Source organism: Nostoc sp. MS1, from assembly GCF_019976755.1.
In the GTDB taxonomy this organism is placed as follows: Bacteria; Cyanobacteriota; Cyanobacteriia; order Cyanobacteriales; family Nostocaceae; genus Trichormus.
The window spans coordinates 1742688-1763305 of sequence record NZ_AP023441.1 but is presented as its reverse complement, the minus strand read 5'-3'; the positions used below and the strand labels follow the sequence as shown (position 1 = coordinate 1763305).

Sequence of the window (20618 nt, the reverse complement as noted above, 5' to 3'; positions counted from 1 at the left end):
TAACCACCGCATATTTAGATGAAATCACAAGAATGAAAGCGAATGTTTTGCTAAATATTTTTTAAATACTTAAATTCGTCTTCTTGTTAATGAATGTAGCTCCTAATGCCACTAAACCTAATGCTAACCAATTAAAATTAGGTTCAGGAACTTGAGTTGAGCCGTTGTTGATCGTTATAGACGCACCTTTGGGGATGGTTGATAACAGTAGAGGGTTTCCCTGCTCATCAATGAAGCTATCATCATTAAAAGATAAGCTTAAGAGACTATTACCAGCACGAACCGCAGTAAAACTGACTGTACCAAGGATAAAACTGGCTGGTTGTGCTTTATTCAGGCTAAACTCATCATCTAAAGAAACTTGACTGAAACTGACTAATCCTCCATTGGTTTGAAAATCACTAAATGTTGTCTCTGGTGATAAGCCTACTAAATTGCCTAAAAGGCGATCGCCAAATGATAAACTCTTAAATTTGAGTAAAGAAGGGTCGAATGATAAACCAAGAGCAAAACCACTCATAGAAGGTGCTTGAAAATCACCTAATCCAGAAATTCTTACGTCAACCTCTAAAGAATCACCAACCTTAACCGTTTGAACTGCTGGTATTAATTCTAAGGATACTGCTTGAGCGGTAGGAATAACTATTGCTGGCGACAGTAAACTGCATCCTAAAGTGATACTCCAGAAGGACTTCTGCATAATCAAAAATTTCAAGATAATTATTAATAACTGAACCAGCACAATCTAGTCACTAATTCGTAATTTAGTGGCAAAATTTATGTCATTAATGATGTGTAATACCTTATCTTAATAAAGATGCGCTTTATCTTTACTGTAGAGATTACTATGCCAGTATCTAAATCAATGATTTAGCGCAAGTTATTGAAAAATCGGTAAATTAAACCTTGTCTGTCAGGGAACAAAAATATTTTTCTTAGTTAGAGGCAAATTACAACACTATTATTAACGCCACGATTATTAATCTTCTATATAAGGTTGATATAAAATAAATTAAACCTACTTAGTTAGATTTACCAAAGTGATTTTAACTATAGTGTTATTACTTAACTAGGTGTAAATATACTATATATAAAATACATATTTAAGTCAATTGTTACAATAATAAATATTTGCTTTTTAGTTTATGAAATAAACAATTAAACTTTACTAAAAATTAACATCAATTTCATAATTATTTTGTTGTTAGTAACTTTTTAACTCTATATCTTTATGTCTCTGCGGTGAAAAATCATGTATGGCAGGAGATGAGTTCACTTGCCTTCTTCTCTTCTCCTTCCCTAAAGGACACTATACGAAAAGAGAGGCTCCACGTTAGCGTTAGTTAGCCTCTCTTAGAGAAGGCTTTTGCCGAGATAGCAAAGTGGATTTCGTTGCACGCAAACTAAGAGGTAAAGTCCTACTATTGTTTTTTAGCATTCAAGCTTTGAAATTTCCTAATCTATGTGACGAGGGCTATATTAAACCACTAAGACACACTGATAACACCCACAACAAAAAACAAAACCCGCTATAGCGGGTTTTATTGTATCTATAAATTTTCAAGCGAATAAGTTAGCAGTGATGGTACATATCAAATGCTCACTTAGCATTAAGCTTGATTCTTTTCCTCTCGCTCAATTTCCGCCTGAATTTTGGCTAATTCTTCAGGGGAAAGTTCATCTAGCCGTTTTTGGAAGAAGGCTTGCTCATAGTCTTCCCGTTGTTGATGGTAGGTCATACTGTTTCCCACCGCACGTAAGACATAGGTTGCTAACCAGCCAATCAATCCGATGACTAGTACGACTTGGCTCCAAATACCAGCTTGTTGACCATCTAAACCGAATACTTGGAATCCTAGATATGCCAAACCACCGACAATAAAAATTCCCAAGCCAATGCCAATAGCATCAATACGTCGCATGAGATTATGACCTACCAATCTTAATTAAACTTCGATTTTACGTGGACGGGGGCGCAGGTTGATAAATGGCGATAAAACCAATAGCCCTGGAAAAAACAGGAACACCAGAAAATACATAAAGGTGCGCTCAAATGAGCTAACCACATACCAGCGCGCGTTCAAGTAAAACAGTAAAGCGACTGGCACAACTAATAAATAGGCTCCGGCTAAAGCCAGATATAGCAGGGGTACAATCATAAATCCTTTGTTTTGGGTGGATTAGATTAATTGGTGCATCTGTTTTCCATCATAGGCTGAACTGGAAGCCAGAAGGAAGCTTAACTATTGAGCTTTTAAATGAGTCCAGAAAAAATTCCTGATTCTTGCTGACCAAAATTAGAAAATAATGCTACAATGGCGAAGCCAGTAAACAAGCGCTGCTCTTGTCAGGCAAGATTGAAGATGCTAACCTTAGCTAGTCCAAGGAAGCAAAAGTAACTCTTAGCTAGAAAAAGCAAATCTCTGAGTTAAGATAAAAATCTTTCAATCTGTTGGACAAAATGCGCAATTAGTGGTGGAATAGATGAGGGGGTATTTGCTACCTCCAAAAAATAACAAAACCCCAACAAAATGGGGGGGTGTGGCGGAATGGCAGACGCTACGGACTTAAATAAATTGAGCCTTAAAGAAGAAATTCTTTAAGTGGATGCTCTCAAACTCAGGGAAACCTAAATCTGTTCACAGACACGGCAATCCTGAGCCAAGCCCAAGATAATTGGGAAGGTGCAGAGACTCGACGGGAGCTACCCTAACGTCAAGACGAGGGTAAAGAGAGAGTCCAATTCTCAAAGCCATTAGGCAGTAGCGAAAGCTGCGGGAGAATGAAAATCCGTTGACCTTAAACGGTCGTGAGGGTTCAAGTCCCTCCACCCCCATTGATATTAAAGGTATAGACTGATAGTTATTTGTGACTTTACCCATAACTTTGCCGCAACGGCAAGCTTATGGTTCCAATAAAGGGCGGCAAGGTTATGGGTTCTTGTAAGATTTTGGTGATGATGAAAGGTTATGCACTTTAAGGCAGCTATGCTGGAGGCAGAAGGCAGAAGGTTTTAAGACGTTTTGTTATCCTCATTGGGACTTGTGACCTTTTGGGGGCGATCGCAAAAAGCTTTGTTGTGATGCAGATGTTCTATAATCCAAGCAGAGCTTCAATTGTGGGAATTTTTTCTTCCTCCTTCCTTCTGCCTTGTCCCAACCAAGATTACCAAAAGTGATACTGTTGGCGAATGTAATACATCTTTGTATCTGAAAGTATTACGCAACCTCAAACCTTCGATCTATGGTTGCGGTTTTTAGTTGGATGCCTAAGCCAGAAAGTCACCTCTCTGGCTCAGGCATCCATTTAGTTGTAAAACTTTTGTTTATCCGTTTGTAACACTTTCGCCAACAGTTTTCATGAACTGCGTACACCAGCACATATAGAAATCTATTTCCAAGTCAGTATCAGACGGCGGCCACCCTGAAAGACAAGGAGTCGGAATTGTTTAAATCTGGTCAGGAAAAGCGTTTTATGCTGTTGGGAGCAGTAGGAGAAAAAGCTACCAAGGGAGGAACAGGGCTGATGCTTTCCCTTGTGGAGTTTGACCGAGAAAAAGCGATCGCTTCCTTAGTTGAAGGTAAGCCTGTTATTCCTGTGTGGTTGGATGTGATTTATGCTCAGTTAGCTAAAAGAATGCAGGGGCAAAATTAGAAGTTATCACACGATAGAGTGCAAAAACAAACGGGGATTTTATAGCTTGTATTAGAAAAACCTACATTTCAGACAAACTACTACTAAACAGTTTTTACAACATAAGACAAAACTTTACTTAAAATGCAGAATTTTTCCTGTTTGTAGTGATAGAGATTCAGCAAGCAATGTTAGGTTCAACAAGCTATGAAACGCAACTTTTCTATTTGGCAAATTACTTTACCACTTTGCGGAGTGTTGATATTTGCTTTAGGCTATCTCACTACGATTTATATGATAAACGGTCGATACTTTTTTCATCTAGAAGTTAGTCTAAAAGGAGTCAATGTTACTACTGATGTAGACAAAAGAGAAAGCAGATTAACAGGAGATACCCATCAAATAGAAGAAGATAAACAAATCGAAAAACTCAAGCCAGACTATAAATAACTAGATTAAATGAACCCCATTCATAAAAGTATGAATGGGGTTTGTAAGTTGTTAAAAGCAATTTAATTTTTTATAGTTCTGCTATTAGTAGTTACCAAATAGTTTCTATTTTTAATTTTTGACTCTCATGCTCCAATTTAAATATTTTATTTCATTGACCAATAGCACAAAATCCAGCCCAATAAAATGGTAACTGAAATACTTGAAAATTATTAGGCAATTGATGAAGACGTTGGCTTATAGCAATTCTCAGTTTTGGATTAAGCGGTAACTGCTTATATTCTATCCATTGTTCTAATTCAGTTTTTGTGATATTTCTTAACCAGAGTTGGGCTTGGTTAAGTGCATAAGCTACTGATGTGTGATTTTGCAGATTATTGTAAAACTTAATCATTAAGAGTGCCGTAGAAAAATCTTGTACTGACCAGAGGGTGCTAACCACGCTGGAACTGCCCGCAACTAAAAAGCCACTTGGCAAGCCAATATACTCATCACTGAGGCTGGTAAAGTCTGTCAACCCAGTTTCACAAGCTGAAAGAGTGACTAGCCTACATTGACTAAGATTGAGGTTAAATATATCCTTCAAAGTAAGAACCTATCCCACTAATACCAGCAATATGATAATCTGCTGTTGAAAACGGTAAGTTGTATCAGGGTATGGCGGGGAAATTTGAAGGGTTAAGTGATATGGAGTGGAAGTTGTTTGAAGATATATTCCCCAAGGAACCAGAAAACAGAGGAAGGGGAATGCCTCATGCACCATTTCGTCATGTACTGAACACGTTATTGTATATATTGATAACAGGATGCCGTTGGTGTGATGCTCCCACAGGAGAAATCTGGGCATCAAAAAGTGCAGCGCACAGATGGTTGCAACGTTGGGAAACGGACGGAACTTTGGAAAGTTTACAAGCAAGGATACTAGGAATTGCAGAGGAAAGAAGCCTAATCAACTGGAATTACGGTGCTGTTGATGGGTCTTTTTCCCCCTGGCAAAGGTGGCGGTGAAGGCGTTAAGTACGGTCATAAAGGTAAGGGAATTTTAATACACACCTTAACTGATGGTAATGGTATGCCCTTGGCTAATCGCACAACTCCAGCCAACGGTAGTGAAACAGATCAAGTGATACCACTGTTAGATAGTGTCAAAGTTAAAACGAATAGACCCGGTAGACCTCGTAAACGTGTTAAAGTTCTGGCTGCTGACAAAGGCTATGATTCCAAGGACAAACGGGCTGCATTGCGTAAACGTGGAATCAGACCTCAATTGCCGCGCGCGTGTTTGGAAGAATCGAAAAAATCGGGGTAGACCAATTAAAATTTCTGTTCCGCGTTTTCAACAAGAGCGCTGTTTTGCTTGGTTTCAAAGAAAATATCGCCGACTCGTTGTTCGGTGGGAAAGAATTTCTGCCTGCTTCAACGGTTTTCTTTCTCTTGCGACAATTCACATCTGGATTAACAGAATTTTATTCGTGGGATAGGTTCAAGGAAATGTGACTCTTCTAAATTAATTATTTTTTCCCCTTCTTGTGAAAGAATATCACTTATGGCATTAATCTGGTTAATTGATGATGTTGAATTTGTCTCATCTGCCAAAACTAAAGCAGACTTTAGGGGTGATTCAAAGTTAAAGTAGCCGTGACAGGAGAAGTGGACATAATTTACTTGTTGTAGTTGTGTTGCTGCTTCATATATAGCATTTTTGGTGGCTTGTTTTTTTGTTAATACTTGATATGAAGGGAAGTAAGATAATATTGTTTCTACTTCCAAATCTGTGAAATCAAGGTCTTCTGTAGGGTTTTGAATCGCAAACAGAGATTGAAAATCAGGACGTTGACGCTGTTGTACTTGTTGCAGAAGTTGACAACTAGGTGCATAACTCACACCAGCAGGAAATAAATCTAGAAGACAAGGCGAATCTTGATACTTTTGACTTGTTACTGGGAGTGCATGAAGCGGAAATAAATGCAAGAACCGATGGGGAATAAAGATGAGTTTATCAAAGTTCTTTGGTATCTGGGTTAATATTTCATCAATAACTAATCATTGTGTAGACACAAAAAATAATCTCCCACCATTTCTCAATATGTTGAAAATTTGTAAATCTGTAGTCTGTCCAGCCCAGTTCCTGTTTACACTGCCAAAAACCATATTCTACCCAAGTTCTTAACCCATATAAGTCGCCTAAAATTTTCTTGAGGTTCCCTGAAAGATTAGTCATGACAAATGAAGTAGAATTTTCTGGCATAGTTTCTGGATCAGTTGTTATTTCCCAGTAAGTTATGGCTCCTTTTTTACCATAAACTATTTCTCTAATATATCTAGTTTCTGATTTTTGGTTACTAAATGTTCTTTCAAATTTGCACCACTTATTCGCCCTAACGCTCTGCCCTGCTGGCAGCCAGACTCCATGATTACTTCTGATTGATACCACATAACCTAAGCCATATTCAGCCAGTTTTCTAATAAATTGGCTACTTTCACCATACAAACTATCAGCCAATACTAATTCAATATTGAAATCTAATTCCATTAACTCTGTAATTATTTCTGATGCTAACTCTATTTTAGTTTTATATTTATCTGAATCCTTTAGTGTTCCTTTTGGTTTAAATACTTTGAAAATTAATGGGAAAGTTATGTTGGCATAAACTCCATAAGCGTTAACTGAAACTATCCCTTTATCTACTTTTCCCACACTTCCTAAATATTGTCTAGCTACATAATCTGTCTTTTTACCTTTTTTTCTGTCTCCGGTTTCATCTATTACTACCGTAATTGTCTGACCATTTAATGCTCTTTTTATTTTCTTTAATCTTCGGCTCTTCAACTCATTTACTGACCAGTATGAATTGGCTATAAAATGATGTAATGATTGGGCTGAGTTTATACTGACTACTTTTGCTATCTCTGGTAATGATTTTCTTTTGATTGGTGAAATTATGCCTAAGTGTAAATATTTGAAACATTCATAATTTCTTACTTCTTTGAACAGGTCTTTGTACTCTGCACAATATTCATCTACGAGCGCAACTGTTGGCTGCGCATCTCTTGCCAAATGTTTCAGGATTTGTAATTCTACATCCATTGCCCTGCTTTCCTTCCAGAGTTTTTTCTTTTCATCCTTTTATTTAGAATACTCGGAAAGTGACAGAAGAGGGTTATTCCTAAATTATCCAGTTGCCTTTGAACAGCTTCAATAAAGTTAATAGAGTCTTGAAACCCTTTAATTATCACTAATCTGGAATAGACACTTTCTGAAGAAACTAATGGTTTGTAGTCGGGAATATCTAGCTGATAAAAATTTTGACCTATATGGAAAGCTTGACCCGCTAAATAAGGATAAATTAAAGGAATTTGTTGATGATTAATCCGAATTTTTAGACGGGATTGAAGGGTGAGTTCAATCAAATTGTTCCTGGTCGGTATTCCAGCAATAGGATGAATCCCAATAGACTCTAATTTGTGAAGGCTAGGACAAATTCTGGACAAAGCACTATAGATCATATAACCATTATCAAGAGGAATTGGTTCGCCTCTTAGCTTAAACGTTAAGTCTACATATTCCTCACTTTGAAGTAATATGGCTGTCATAGATGGAAATTGCCAGAAAAATTTAAAGATGCAAGAGTTTGTTTAATACATCAATATTCTCTTGTGCAAAATTGCCCTCATTGTCATCACCAACTACTTTGGTTAGACTGGCAATCCAGTTTAGGTTATTATTCGCAATGTTCTCACTGGTTAGGAAAATATTATACTACTTCAGTAGTTAAAGCTGATTAGTAAATAAAATCTTAAGGAGACTCAACTTATGACTAGGTTGAAGTTTCAGCGAATAAGCGCTGTATTAACTCAAATTTCCGAAACCCTTACAAAGTAAGTATTTTACTTTAGTTCACAAATTAGCTCTTACTGACACAAGACTGATAGTTGAAAGTTTCTATCGCATACCAGAATAAACCGCTTCTGCTCAATCCTAAAACATTCAATGCTTTCCTACTTTCGATGCTTGATTGGACTCACGGCAAGCTTATCCTTCCATTTCGGACTAACGGCAAAGTTATGCTTCCAAAGTGTCAATTTCATCCAGAATTAGCTGACGCAAGAATAAGGGTTATAGTGTTGTTGACGGCAAAGTTATGGTTCCAGTAGCGGCAAAGTTATGGGTAAAGTCACAGAAGAGTAAGCGGTTTCACTTAATTGTTTGTAGTGAGTGATCCCAGTCCCCAGTCGCCAATACCCCAGCAATAGCAAACACAGGCAAGGATGGTATATTCGCGCTATAAAAAGAATAATGATGAGTAAAAAGCGACGAAATAACCTGCGCCAATCACTGGCTGTTTTTCGCTATAGCGGCAGAGCGATAAACTTGGTGTGGACTACTAGCCGCACTATGACTATTATTCTGGCTACTCTAACTCTAGTAGCTGGGCTGTTACCTGCGGCGATCGCCTATATCGGCAAGTTAATTGTGGATGCGGTAGTTACGTCATCACAGGTTAACTCAGGTGGTAATGGTGTTGTCAATATTTACCAACCATTATTTTATGTGGGCTTGGAAGCGATCGCAGTAGCTTTACTAGCAGGTAGTCAAAGAGGGTTGACTATTTGCCAATCTTTATTGCGGGTGTTACTTGGTCAACGAGTCAATGTCCTGATTTTAGAAAAAGCTTTAACCTTGGATTTGACTCATTTTGAAAATTCAGAGTTTTATGACAAAATTACCAACGCCCGACGAGAAGCTTCAATACGTCCTCTTTCTTTAGTTAACCGCACCTTTGGTTTAGTACAGAATGCCCTGTCATTGGTGACTTACGGCGTTTTGCTAGTAAATTTCTCACTATGGGCTGTGTTGGTGTTAATTTTGGCAGCTATGCCTGCATTTATATCCGAAACTAGATTTGCTGGTGAAGCCTTTCGTTTATTTAGTTGGCGTGCGCCAGAAACCCGTCAGCAGCATTATATTGAGAACTTACTTGGTAGAGAAGATTTCGTGACGGAAGTCAAACTCTATCAACTAGGCCAGATGCTGTTGGGCAGATACCACAATGTATTTAATCAACTATATGGCGAAGACAGAGATTTAACTGTACGCCGGGGAATGTGGGGATATCTGCTAAGTTTGGTGAGTACGGCTGCCTTTTATGTTGCCTACGCCTGGATAGTGCTAGAAACGGTTTTGGGTGAGATTTCTTTGGGCGATATGACGATGTATATTACCGTCTTTCGTCAAGGACAGTCTACCTTTGCTAACGCCCTCACTTCCATTGGTGGGATGTATGAAGATAACTTGTATCTTTCTAACCTGTATGAGTTTTTAGAAGAGAAAGTCACTCAACCTTGGGGGAACGCCACTAGAGGTACCAAGCCCCAAGATGGTGTTCGGTTTGAAAATGTCTCTTTTACTTATCCTGGTAGTTCTAAAACCGCGTTACGCAATATATCCCTGCATTTAAAACCTGGGGAAAAACTGGCAATTGTGGGTGAGAATGGTTCTGGCAAAACTACTTTAATAAAACTACTTACCAGACTTTACACACCAGACTCAGGCAGGATTTTATTAGATGGGGTGGACTTGCAAGAATGGAATGTAGACGCATTACGCCGTCGCATTGGGGTAATTTTTCAAAACTTTGTCCGCTACCAGTTTACAGTGGGCGAAAATATTGGTGTGGGTGATGTGGAGAATTTAGGCGATACCAACCGTTGGCAAGTAGCAGCCGAGAAAGGTCTAGCACAACAGTTTATTGAAAAATTACCTGCAAGTTTTCAGACGCAGTTGGGACGTTGGTTTAAGGGAGGGCAGGAATTATCAGGGGGACAATGGCAAAAAATCGCTCTAGCCCGTGCTTTTATGCGGACTCAGGCTGATATTTTGGTCTTAGATGAACCGACATCAGCCATAGATGCTCAAGCTGAGTATGAGATTTTTAACCATTTTCGCACCGTAACTCAAAATCAAATGGTATTCTTGATTTCCCATCGCTTTTCGACTGTGAGGATGGCTGACAAAATTTTAGTGGTTGAAAATGGAGAAGTGGTAGAACAGGGAACTCATGAGGAGTTACTTGCCGATGGTGGACTTTATGCCAGGCTGTTTTTGTTACAGGCTGCGGGTTATCAATAAGGAGGGGATTTTTTTCTCAACGCAGAGGAACGCGGAGGTAGGCGCAGAGGAACGCGGAGAAGACTTTGCATCCCTCTACGTTAAAAAAATGATTAGCGGTACTTACCTATGAAACTAATTTCTGAACCATCAATTCCTGTAAAAATTCAGAAGATGAAGGAAAGGGTGCGATGGAAGCATCCGAGTCTTGTGCAGCGAGGAATTGACCAAACTAGTCTGGTAATAGACGATGGCCGGGATGATGACCCAGAATTTTCGTTTATGGTCATTGGTGATAGTGGTACAAAGCCACATTACGGACAGCATCCCCAAAGAAAAGTCGCAGAAATGATGTTGGCACATAAGGATGAGTGCCGTTTTGTACTACACACTGGCGATGTGATTTATGTTGTAGGTTCCCATGAGTATTACCCGACCAGTTTTATCGAACCTTACCGGGAATTTTTGATTGGTGGTGAGAATCATGAGCATATTGCTTACGATCGCATGATTTTTAATCTACCGTTTTTACCAGTCCCAGGCAATCACGACTATTATGATGTGCCTAAGATGTATCGCTGGTTAACTGGTAGCACCTTACGGTTACGGCGGATGCTACGTTACAAGGATTTTGAAATTGGTTGGCATGGTTCTAATCAAGGTGATGCTTATGCTAGAGCTTTTATTGATTATCTCGCTGCGATCGCCCCAGAAAATTTACCGCGTTATTTAGATTTACACTACACTGGTAAAACTGATAATGGTCGTTGTCTGCGTTATTTGCCAGGAATTTTTACCCGTGTACCCAACCGTTATTACAGTTTCCGTTACGGTGGGATTGATTTTTTTGCCCTTGATTCTAATACTTGGAATGAACCCTCGCCTTTACCCACAACCCAAGCTGGAGATATTTACCGTCGGGAGTTGCAAAAGCGTCGCCAAGAAATAGACACCGAAGAAGTACAGATTTTAGCCCAGTGCGATCGCCTAAATCCAGACAAACCCGATGATGCTGAACAACTCGACGACCTCAGCGCCAAGTTAGACCAAATCAATGAAGTAAAAATTGACATTGAAAAACAACTCGCATCCCACAACACGCTAAACATCGACTTTGAACAACTAGACTGGTTACGCCAGCGATTAATTGAATCTTGGAACACCAAGGAAGTTAGAGGAAGAATCCTCTTTTTCCACCATCCCCCCTACGTGACAGAGGCGACTAAGTGGAGTCAGGCGCAAACATTAGCCGTGCGTCACCGCTTGCGTTGGGTACTCGACCAAGTTGCAGAAACTCTTGGTTCTTTAGTTAAAGAACGCCCCATTGTGGATGTAATTTTTAACGGTCATGCCCACTGTTTAGAACATCTTTGCACAGTTGATACAGGCTATGCCGACTCCCACATCAATTGTATTATTTCTGGTGGTAGCGGTCGCCGTCCTCGTCGCCAACGCTCCGAAGGGACGGAATTAATGGAAATTTTTGATGATTTTAATAGCCGTTCTCTGCGGAAAGTTGCAGACTCAATACTATATGTAGGACGTAGTGAACAAAATTTCCAAAAGCGACTAGCTTATTCTGGTGTGCGAGTTGATGTTAAAGATGGTCATTCACCTAAGTTTATTGTCAGACCTTTGGTAGCAGAAAGAGTTGGGGAAGAATGGGGTCAGCGTGAATTAAAAAGTTTTGTAATTTAAGAAGGGAACAACATTTTTAGGGTGTGGTGATGATTTATAGAGTGTGGCATTTTTTAGCAATTGTTGGCTTAATTATCGGGTGTTGGCTGGTGGATACTGCTGCTACCACAGCGAGTCCTTCATCTGTGTACGAACAACGCGCTATTCATAGTCCCGATGGTATTGGTAAATATTACATGGGGCGGGAAATTGCCAAATTCATGGGACATACAGGTGCAGGTTGGTTAGAAAGACCCAGCCGGGAAGTTGAGGAACAGCCGAGTAAGTTAATTAACAGCCTCAATTTAAAATCAGATGATGTTGTAGCAGATATAGGTGCAGGAACAGGTTACATTAGCTTACAAATTGCACCTTTGCTGACAGATGGAAAAGTATTTGCTGTAGATATTCAGCCGGAAATGTTGGAAATTTTAGAGTTTTTCACACAAGAGAAGAATATCACCAATGTTGAGCCTATTTTGGCAACACCAGATAATCCTCACCTTCTACCAGCAAGTGTAGATTTAGCGTTGATGGTTGATGCTTACCATGAGTTTGAATATCCCCAAGAAGTCATGCAGGGGATTGTCAAAGCACTCAAACCAGGTGGTAGGGTAGCATTAGTGGAGTACAGAGGCGAAAATCCTTTTATTATGATTAAGCGTCTGCACAAGATGACGCAAAAACAAGTCAAGGAAGAAATGGCGACTGTTGGGTTAACGTGGCGAGAAACTAAAAATATATTACCTCAACAGCATTTAATGATATTTGAAAAATCCCATTTATAAGGTAGCAATGCACATCCTATTAACTCTGTACCTCTGTAACTTCGTGGTTAAATATATCCTTCTTCTGGCACTCTCCGAAAACATTTACTATTTCTAAATCCTATAGCTTTTGTACAGCAAGCGAAACGATATTGAACATTATTGATTTCCGATCAAAAACCGAGTCAGGAAATCAGTTGGTACTATCGAAAATTTTCGGGACAGAGTTGATACAGCTATTCAATAGACCTCTTGCAAAAGTCCCAAATACCTGGGACAAATAAGTGAGAGTTGGGTAGCATTAATGACATATAAATAAGTAAAAAGCTTAAAGCCAGAAGACTTTAAACGCTGGTGTGGAATTTTATTTTTACTTTATAAATAGCCTCTTCAGCCTCCCGCATCTGAACAGGGAAGCAGGCTTCTTTCTCTTCTTGATACGTGTTGTTAAGTAGAGTCCCATTAGAGATAAAGCACCTAAGTCAGAGGGTTCTGGAACCCTCCTTTTTCTGCCAAACGCAGTTATCCGACCCGTTGCTTCTTCTTTATTAGCTCCTACTTCGCCAATATATAAATATAGTGGTTCTTGTTTAAGGCTAGAGATTGTTTTGGTAAGGTTAAATAAAAGTTCCCCCTTATCACCAAGGCTTATAAATCCTCTGGCTCTTGCATCAGTTGTGGCAAAGGCATCGAAATTATCTAATGTGGCAATATTGTTATCTACACAGATAGTACCACCACATTTTTTAGAGCCGAATAAATAGTCGCCTCGAAATAAAGGACTGAACTTTGAATTGCCAGGATCACGCTTTTGTCCTGGTGTAAAAATAGTACCTGCTGGAGTGAAATCAAATACGTCTAATCCTCCTGGAAGTGTTTTGATCTGTTCAAGATCAGTAATCAACTGCTTACTGATTTTGATTGCATCTAAATCAAAACCACTAAACTTACCTGGAGAACCTCCACGTAGATTTATGTCACTGATTTTAATAGCAGTAATATCATAATCAGTTGGTAGACTGGCTATATAAATAGCGGTTCCGGCTTTATTTTCTAAATTCAAATTAATTACTTCTTGTCCTTTCAATTTCAAGCGTGTAAAGGTAAGGTCAAGGGTTGCGGCTGTAGCTTTTTGAAGTGGTAGCAAGTTAATTGCTCCACAAGACAGACTCAAAACGCAGAACTGAACAGTAGGTAAAACACTTAGCCTTTTCATGAGTTCTTATTATTATTTTTTAATATGTAAGTACTTTTACCACCTTAGATAAAGTAGTTTAGTTAATAAGCTGTTATGATTTTAGTGAATATCAATCAATAATCATGTTAGTAGACAGTCCATTATTAACACAAAAAGATTGACTAGTTAAGTCCGCAACCGTGTAATTATTGTTAAATTACTATGATGCTGTTTATTATTTACAATAAATTTACCAATCTTTTATATTTTTTGATAATTTCATATCATGTCCGCTTAAACACTTACCAAATTGTGAGGGTTGGTAATGGGTTATGAGTAATTGGTAATAGTAAAAGACAATTACCAACTAAACCAACCATATTGTAAGTAACTAATCAAATTTGGTATCAATTAGGATTCTGTACTTTTACCAAAAAAATAGGCAATCTTCAGTGAAGAAGATGCCTGCTAATAAAAATAAGTTCCTTAAGTACGTAACTGTAATTACGGTGTTTTTTGTAAATCAGGTCTTTCTTCTGGAACGATCGCATTTTCTACTGGGCATACTTGTAGACAGATACCACAATCAATACAAGTAGAGAAATCAATCCAGTACCAGTCAGTTCCCTTAGCATTTTTACCAGGCCCGTCATGAATACAAGCTACTGGACAAGCATCTACGCAGTCAGCAACACCTTCACAAACATCAGTAACAATAGTGTGTGGCATATTCCCTCTCTTTAGTCATTAGTCATTAGTCATTAGTCAACAGTCAACAGTCAAAAGATTTTTTAACTATGGACTATGGACTATGGACTATGGACTTACCTTTTCAATTATTGGTGATCCGTCGGCTTTAATCCAAGCGATCTGGGCAATACCGCGATCGCGAGCGTATTGTTGAATGGCTGGCTTATCTTTACCGCCTAAGTCTATTTCTACTCTAACTAACTCAGCAGATTCACGTAGCTTTTGTGCGTAGGCTAAGGCTGCACTATGGGCTTTTGGTGTTTCTGGGACAACTAACCAATCACTGGCCGGAGTTTGGTGTGGTAATTGCTGAGTAGATAACAGAACTTGATATAAATCTTCGATGTTGAGGACAAATCCAATCCCTGGAATATTTTCTCCTTGGGGATGATACAGCCCTAAAAGTTGGTCGTAACGTCCACCACGCCCTAAAGTTCTGGCTTGTGCATCGGTACTGCTAACAATTTCAAAGACAATACCCGTGTAGTAGTCTATGGTTTGAATCAGGCTCAGGTCAAGGATTACGGGAAATTGACCCCCAGATTCTAATAACTCTACTAAAGATTTGAGATTGTTGACCGCTTCTTGTTGTTCTGCGTCTAAATTTAAGCTACTGACTTTCTGCAATACATCGGCGCTGTTTCCGCGCAAATCTAGCATAATTCTGGCACGTTCGCGCAGTTCGTCAGTTAAAGGCAGAGTATCTATAGTAATGCGATCAAGATGAGCGATCGCACTGCGAACTTTGGCACGTATATTTACAGGGAAAGCATTCAAAAGCGATCGCGTGATTCCTGCTTCACCTAAAATTAAATGCCAATCCTGCAAACCTAGTGCTGTCAAGCAATTACCCACTAACAGCAAAACTTCTGCATTAGCCAACAGTCCACCAACACCCAATAATTCCACGCCAGCTTGATAAAACTCTTGTTGGCGATTATGGCGATTTTCCCAGATGCGGCGGAAGACGTTGGCATTATAGTACAGGCGCTGCGGATAAGTAACATTTGCCATGCGTGTAACAACAGCACGAGCAATAGAAGCTGTCAACTCTGGACGCAGCCCTAATTCTTCATCCTCTGAATTTTGCAGTTGAATTACCATCTGACGTTGAATTGCTTCACCCGCCATCAAAGTATCCATACGTTCCAATGTTGAGGTGATGATTCTGTGATAACCCCAACGGTGAAACACTTGTTGTAACTTATCTTCAATCCAGCGTTTTTGAGCAACATCTAAGGGTAATAAATCCCTTGCTCCCGCTGCTGGTTGATACACCATTAATCCTCCGTTTTGTGATTCCCACGCTGATGTACACGCGACTAGAAAGATTTGCCTCAAGTACCTTGTGGTTGCTAATAATCAGCTGGTGTATCATACCATTTTGAAGGTTATACCAATTTTGGATTTTAGATTTTAGATTGAGGATGGAAAACCTTTGATTCATGGTCTATTTCAGTAGTTTGAATCAAAACAATCTATCCAATTTGGTTTAAGAACCTGCGGCTATCCTGTAATAGCACTTAGCTTGAATAACTAACTACTTTTTCTTACCACCAAACAACCCACCGAACAAACCACCTCCAGATTTCTCTGGCTGTTTATTGCTATTATTGGCAGATGTATTGGCATTAGAACTACTAGGTTGTTGACCTAGAGCCTTATCTATTTTAGGTTTCCACGCTAACGCTGTTTTATCTTGAGGATCTAACTTGAGTGCATTATCAAAATGAATTTTGGCCATTTTCAGTTTATTTTGCTTGAGATAAACAAAGGCCAACAAACTATGACAACGGCTACTCTTAGGTGCTATTTTCAGCGCGTCTTTTAACTCTACTTCGGCTGGGGAAAATTGATTTTTGTCAATCAAAGTTTGAGCGCGGCGTAGATACTGTTCAATAGATGAGTCTTCTTTAGGAGGTTCTGGTGGAGGTGGTGACGCATCCTTTGTTGGGGTGGAAGTAGGGTTAACCAAAGGTTTAGCGGCTGGTGCAGCAAAAGTTTTCCCAGCCGTCCGCATTAAGTAAACCAAATTTAACTCGCTGATTTGAGAAATGACAGTAATCACCTCTTTGAGCGAACTATACTGAGTTTCTGCAATTTTGGCGATCGCACTTTTATAAAGTAGATCAACATTGGGCGCTGATGCTAGCTGTTTGCCTAAATCAGTAGTCAGTTCTATCGAAGCCGATTCTTGTAATAAGCGCTTACCTATTTGCGATAACACTATGATGTACTCAGAACGAGTTCTTTCTGCTGATAGTGTCTCGTAAGCTGGGTTAACCAACTTGGATAATAGTTCGCTGGCTAATTTTTTTTCTGTCTCGGTGGTGATAGCACTGCTATCGGGGTGTAAGTGACGAGCAATTTTCAGATATCGCTTGCGGATTTCTTTGACATCCGCGTCAACACTTACACACAAGATTGCGTGATGGTCTATGAAATCGTATCGAAATAATCCACGATCTATTCTGAGAGACATATAGCGGTTTTGCACCAAGAGAGCCGTAAGATTTTTTCTAGTTTACTGCGCTTGATCGGGTAAACGTCAGTGGTTTATAGAAAATATTTGCTACTCTTTGTGAATCTTTAATTTATTGGGGAGGCAGAAGGAAAACCTCCAATCTCCCAATATGAGAAGGGAGATAACAAAACAACTAATTTATTTTATCAGTAATTTCTCGTAGATACTACGTAAGTAAATCAGAGCTACAGATTATAACGAATTACTCCCAAGCTGACAGGGGTGGCGTTTGCATCAATGCCTGACTTAAATTGTTATGAAGATAACCATTAGTTGCCAGAATCCTACCAGACTCAATTTTTAAAGGAGTCCCATCATAAGCAGTAACTTTACCGCCTGCTTCTTGTAACAAAATGACCCCAGCGACGACATCCCAAGGCGCTATTCCTCTTTCCCAATAACCATCGACTCGCCCACAAGCCACATGAGCTAAATCTAAGGCTGCTGAACCGCTACGCCTCACGCCTTGGGTGAGATGGGTAAGATGACAAAATTCTGCATAGTTATTATCTGATGTTTCGCGGCGATCGTAGGCGAATCCAGTTACTAATAAGCTTTTGTTTAATGCCGATGTATTGGAAACTTTAATAGGATGACGGTTGCGTGTCGCACCTAAACTAGCCGCCGCACGGAATAATTCATCATGAAAGGGGTCGTAAATTGCCCCTACTTGGGGAACACCATTAATTAATAACCCAATAGATACGCAAAAAGCAGGGTATTGGTGAGCATAATTAGTCGTCCCATCAAGGGGATCTATCGCCCAAAGATATTCATTATCTTGATTTCCCAGTTTCCCCGACTCCTCAGCCAGAATTGAGTGTTGAGGAAAGTGACGACGCAAAACTTCTAAAATTACTGCTTCCGAAGCTTTATCGGCGGCGGTAACTAAATCACCGGGACGACCTTTTTCTGTAACTGCGTCTTCTACCTTACCTAAGTAACCCTGTAAAACCGCACCCGCAGCTAGAGCTGCTTCTGTCGCAATGTCGAGAAAAATTTGTAGGTTAGTCATTGGTCATTAGTCATTAGTGAGCTAGCGAGGTCATGGGGGAAACCCCCATGAGCGACTAGCGAACCCGTAAGAGTCCATAGTCATTAGTCCATAGTCCATAGTCAGTAGTCAATAGTGATTTTTTTTATCTTGGTTTCTCAACAGATGTGAGTGCAGACAAATTCAATTACGTTGGTGAGTCCTTGCTGAGTTTTTAAGTTGGTAAAAATGAAGGGTTTATCACCACGCATTTTTTTTGCGTCTCTTTCCATGACGTTTAAATCTGCACCAACGTAAGGTGCAAGGTCAGTTTTATTGATTACTAATAAATCGGATTTGGTAATTCCTGGGCCGCCTTTACGGGGGATTTTATCACCTGCGGCAACATCAATTACATAAATTGTTAAATCTACTAATTCAGGACTAAAGGTAGCGGCTAAATTATCTCCACCACTCTCTAAAAAGACTAAATCTAAATCGGTAAAACGTTGTTCTAGCTGTTCGATTGCTGCCAAATTCATCGAAGCATCTTCTCGAATTGCCGTGTGTGGACAACCGCCAGTTTCTACACCTAAAATGCGATCGCTAGTCAAAGCTTGAGAACGTACCAAAAATTGAGCGTCTTCTTGAGTATATATATCATTTGTCACCACCGCCAATTTATAGCGATCGCGCAACGCTTTACACAAAGCATCGACTAAAGCCGTTTTCCCTGAACCAACTGGGCCAGCTACCCCAACACGAAAAGCGTTCATATGTTCTTTGCAAATAGTTCTTAAGTCAAGCACCTCTAACGGCGCTTGCCTTTTGTAAAGATAAAGTAAAAACAATAAAATTAATTCACTTTATTGCCTCTAATAAGAAAACCGTTTATAATTTTTTATCTTTGCTGTTGTAATTTCATTCTGTACTTAACTATCATTTTTTTGTCTAAAAATATCTAACAACTCTTCCTTAGTCATGTTTTCTGGGGAAGGATAGATTTTAGTATGAGGGCTACGGCGTTTAAGAAATAATTCTCTGATTGCTTCATCATCAGTAGGGTTTTCTCGGATATATGCTTTTAATTCTTGACGGGTCATTTGTCCAAAATCAAGTTTGGTCATTTTCGTTAAACTCCCATTCTCCATTTTCAAAAATGATTACTTCTATCCCCTCGTTAATACCAGCTAATGTAAATATATGTTTATATAATTCATCATATCTAAATAATTGTATTGGCTGCAACATATCTGATAGGGACTGACAAATATAAACACAAGCTATTGCTTGACTAGAGGTTGGCTTTGATGGCACTTTATTGTGATAATTTTTACAATTTATTTTAATTTAAATCTTAATCTAAATAGGTAATTCTGTATATTGTTCATAATTACTTTTCCCATTAACATCACATTAAGCTCAACTTCTAAATAACCTAGTATATTGTGTTTCGTGCTGCATACTTGCCAGGGATAAACCCCAACTACAACAAGCAATTTCGTCATCTTTTAAAGCTATGATTTCTACTTCTGTATGAATAATTAAGGGTTGTAATTGTAGTAATAATTCTTGTCCGGCTGTTTGTCCCAAGGGGATGAGTTTGACACCCGCAGTAATTGAATTAGTTACCCAACTATGTAGGTATGCTAATAATGAAACTGGAATATCAATTTGCCAATGAGCAGCAGCAATACCAAAAGCAACCGCATAATTACAAGGATTGCCTACAGTCTCAGCGAAAGGTTGAATTTGTGGTTGTATTGTACTAAGTAACTGCATGAGCGATCGCCCCATCTGCCAGCTAGAGTTGCGTAATTCTTGGGTTTCTCTGGCCGCAGATAACCAAAAATTCCAATAGCGTAATGTTTCCATCTCTCCTATTGTGGCAGCCTGCATGGCTCTTACCATCACAGCCGCTTCTAGGCGAATTGCCCCGTATTTTAATTCAGCTTCTAACCATTGTTGCAGAGTACCTTGATTAGCGATCGCTCCATTTTCTACTAATGTCTCTAACCCTTCGGAATAGCTGTACGCTCCTACAGGTAAAGTAGAACTAGCTAGTTGTAATATATGTAAAAAATGGCTATCAGTGAGCGTGATGGTGTCCATAAGCACCTAATTCTGGCTGAAAGGGAAGAACTTCGGCAGTAATTTCTAACCCCATGTGTTCTAACATTGTACGCAACACTGGATCAGGCAATAAACGTAAATAATTTGAGGTAATCTCGACAGGCACATGACGATTACCTAAATGATAAGCTGCTCGCATCAACAAAAGCGGAGTTGAAGCAATCACAGTTAACACTGGTTCTGGTTTAGCTACAACTCTAATTAAATTTTCATTAGTTTCATCTTGAAGGATATCCCCATCCCGCAAAACTGTACCTCTAGGTAAGCGTAAAAATACTACCTTTCCATCTTCTACCTCAAAACGGTGACGAGAGCGAGTCCGTTCTTCTGCTGTCAGCGCCAAAGTCAGAGTAACTGCTAAATCAGGATTTGCTGGTTTAAGTTGCGTTAAAGTCAACATAACTATTAAAAAAGGTTTTGTGTCA

Annotated in this window: 23 protein-coding genes and 1 pseudogene; 7 read left to right on the top strand and 17 right to left on the bottom strand. The window is 39.3% G+C overall.

Annotated features, from left to right (window positions below):
* Positions 1-61: 61 nt before the first annotated feature.
* The 3 genes from NSMS1_RS07785 to ndhL all read right to left on the bottom strand — a co-directional run bounded on the left by NSMS1_RS07785 (position 62) and on the right by ndhL (position 2159).
* Positions 62-700, bottom strand: coding sequence for a cohesin domain-containing protein (locus NSMS1_RS07785; protein ID WP_224092328.1), 639 nt, complete (start codon positions 698-700; stop codon positions 62-64).
* Positions 701-1610: 910 nt separating this feature from the next.
* Positions 1611-1922, bottom strand: coding sequence for a DUF3007 family protein (locus NSMS1_RS07780; RefSeq protein WP_224092327.1), 312 nt, complete (start codon positions 1920-1922; stop codon positions 1611-1613).
* Between the two features lie 24 nt (positions 1923-1946).
* A complete protein-coding gene (ndhL, locus tag NSMS1_RS07775) occupies positions 1947-2159 on the bottom strand; it encodes an NAD(P)H-quinone oxidoreductase subunit L (RefSeq protein WP_224092326.1) in 213 nt (70 codons plus the stop codon).
* 1285 nt (positions 2160-3444) lie between these two features.
* Between ndhL and NSMS1_RS07770 the strand changes: the two genes are divergently transcribed.
* Both NSMS1_RS07770 and NSMS1_RS07765 read left to right on the top strand, forming a co-directional pair.
* Entirely contained in the window at positions 3445-3654 is a 210-nt protein-coding gene (locus NSMS1_RS07770) for a hypothetical protein (RefSeq protein WP_224092325.1), read from the top strand.
* A gap of 186 nt (positions 3655-3840) precedes the next feature.
* Positions 3841-4083, top strand: a complete 243-nt coding sequence (locus NSMS1_RS07765) for a hypothetical protein (RefSeq protein WP_224092324.1) — start codon at positions 3841-3843, stop codon at positions 4081-4083.
* 151 nt (positions 4084-4234) lie between these two features.
* Here the strand turns inward: NSMS1_RS07765 and NSMS1_RS07760 are convergent, their stop codons facing one another.
* Positions 4235-4669 (bottom strand): CHAT domain-containing protein, encoded by a 435-nt coding sequence (locus NSMS1_RS07760; RefSeq protein WP_224092323.1) that lies wholly within the window; start codon positions 4667-4669, stop codon positions 4235-4237.
* 71 nt (positions 4670-4740) lie between these two features.
* Here NSMS1_RS07760 and NSMS1_RS07755 point away from each other — a divergent pair, with 71 nt between their 5' ends.
* A complete protein-coding gene (locus NSMS1_RS07755; RefSeq protein WP_224085447.1) occupies positions 4741-5091 on the top strand; it encodes a transposase in 351 nt (116 codons plus the stop codon).
* The gene (locus tag NSMS1_RS07750) at positions 5057-5392 is read left to right on the top strand and encodes a transposase (RefSeq protein ID WP_224085446.1); all 336 of its coding nucleotides are present in this window, start codon (positions 5057-5059) and stop codon (positions 5390-5392) included. Before NSMS1_RS07755 ends, NSMS1_RS07750 begins: the two co-directional genes overlap by 35 nt.
* A 146-nt stretch (positions 5393-5538) precedes the next feature.
* On the opposite strand, the gene NSMS1_RS07745 is transcribed toward NSMS1_RS07750, so the two are convergent.
* From NSMS1_RS07745 to cas6, 3 genes and pseudogenes are all read right to left on the bottom strand, one after another.
* Positions 5539-6099 (bottom strand): CHAT domain-containing protein, encoded by a 561-nt coding sequence (locus NSMS1_RS07745; RefSeq protein ID WP_224095153.1) that lies wholly within the window; start codon positions 6097-6099, stop codon positions 5539-5541.
* Positions 6100-6121: 22 nt separating this feature from the next.
* Positions 6122-7171: pseudogene (locus NSMS1_RS07740) on the bottom strand (IS701 family transposase); the annotation flags it as partial.
* Positions 7162-7677, bottom strand: coding sequence for a type I-MYXAN CRISPR-associated protein Cas6/Cmx6 (gene cas6 / locus NSMS1_RS07735; protein WP_224092321.1), 516 nt, complete (start codon positions 7675-7677; stop codon positions 7162-7164). The gene cas6 and the pseudogene NSMS1_RS07740, both read right to left, overlap by 10 nt.
* Positions 7678-8380: 703 nt before the next feature.
* On the opposite strand from cas6, the gene NSMS1_RS07730 reads away from it, so the two are divergent.
* The 3 genes from NSMS1_RS07730 (at position 8381) to NSMS1_RS07720 (ending at position 12657) form a co-directional block, all read left to right on the top strand.
* A complete protein-coding gene (locus NSMS1_RS07730; protein ID WP_224092320.1) occupies positions 8381-10213 on the top strand; it encodes an ABC transporter ATP-binding protein in 1833 nt (610 codons plus the stop codon).
* A gap of 108 nt (positions 10214-10321) precedes the next feature.
* A complete protein-coding gene (locus tag NSMS1_RS07725) occupies positions 10322-11890 on the top strand; it encodes a metallophosphoesterase family protein (RefSeq protein ID WP_224092319.1) in 1569 nt (522 codons plus the stop codon).
* A gap of 26 nt (positions 11891-11916) precedes the next feature.
* Complete coding sequence (locus tag NSMS1_RS07720) at positions 11917-12657, top strand: class I SAM-dependent methyltransferase (RefSeq protein ID WP_224092318.1); 741 nt, start codon at positions 11917-11919, stop codon at positions 12655-12657.
* Between the two features lie 349 nt (positions 12658-13006).
* Here the strand turns inward: NSMS1_RS07720 and NSMS1_RS07710 are convergent, their stop codons facing one another.
* The 10 genes from NSMS1_RS07710 to ureE form a co-directional block, all read right to left on the bottom strand.
* Entirely contained in the window at positions 13007-13852 is an 846-nt protein-coding gene (locus NSMS1_RS07710; protein WP_224092317.1) for a PEP-CTERM sorting domain-containing protein, read from the bottom strand.
* Between the two features lie 465 nt (positions 13853-14317).
* Positions 14318-14542 carry an indolepyruvate ferredoxin oxidoreductase subunit alpha gene (locus NSMS1_RS07705; RefSeq protein ID WP_067766133.1) on the bottom strand — a complete coding sequence of 75 codons (225 nt, stop codon included), beginning with the start codon at positions 14540-14542 and terminating at the stop codon, positions 14318-14320.
* 87 nt (positions 14543-14629) lie between these two features.
* Positions 14630-15844, bottom strand: coding sequence for an ATP phosphoribosyltransferase regulatory subunit (locus NSMS1_RS07700; protein ID WP_224092316.1), 1215 nt, complete (start codon positions 15842-15844; stop codon positions 14630-14632).
* Between the two features lie 259 nt (positions 15845-16103).
* Positions 16104-17045, bottom strand: a complete 942-nt coding sequence (locus tag NSMS1_RS07695; protein ID WP_224092315.1) for a J domain-containing protein — start codon at positions 17043-17045, stop codon at positions 16104-16106.
* Between the two features lie 244 nt (positions 17046-17289).
* Positions 17290-18102, bottom strand: coding sequence for an inositol monophosphatase family protein (locus NSMS1_RS07690; RefSeq protein WP_224092314.1), 813 nt, complete (start codon positions 18100-18102; stop codon positions 17290-17292).
* Positions 18103-18239: 137 nt separating this feature from the next.
* Positions 18240-18836 carry an urease accessory protein UreG gene (gene ureG / locus NSMS1_RS07685; RefSeq protein WP_224092312.1) on the bottom strand — a complete coding sequence of 199 codons (597 nt, stop codon included), beginning with the start codon at positions 18834-18836 and terminating at the stop codon, positions 18240-18242.
* A 156-nt stretch (positions 18837-18992) separates the two neighbouring features.
* The gene (locus tag NSMS1_RS07680; RefSeq protein WP_224092310.1) at positions 18993-19187 is read right to left on the bottom strand and encodes a DUF6887 family protein; all 195 of its coding nucleotides are present in this window, start codon (positions 19185-19187) and stop codon (positions 18993-18995) included.
* Positions 19174-19377, bottom strand: coding sequence for a DUF6888 family protein (locus NSMS1_RS07675; RefSeq protein WP_224092309.1), 204 nt, complete (start codon positions 19375-19377; stop codon positions 19174-19176). Before NSMS1_RS07675 ends, NSMS1_RS07680 begins: the two co-directional genes overlap by 14 nt.
* Before the next feature lie 105 nt (positions 19378-19482).
* Positions 19483-20172, bottom strand: coding sequence for an urease accessory protein UreF (locus tag NSMS1_RS07670; protein WP_224092307.1), 690 nt, complete (start codon positions 20170-20172; stop codon positions 19483-19485).
* Entirely contained in the window at positions 20150-20593 is a 444-nt protein-coding gene (gene ureE, locus NSMS1_RS07665) for an urease accessory protein UreE (RefSeq protein WP_224092305.1), read from the bottom strand. The genes NSMS1_RS07670 and ureE overlap by 23 nt, the downstream gene beginning before the upstream one ends.
* Positions 20594-20618 lie beyond the last annotated feature (25 nt).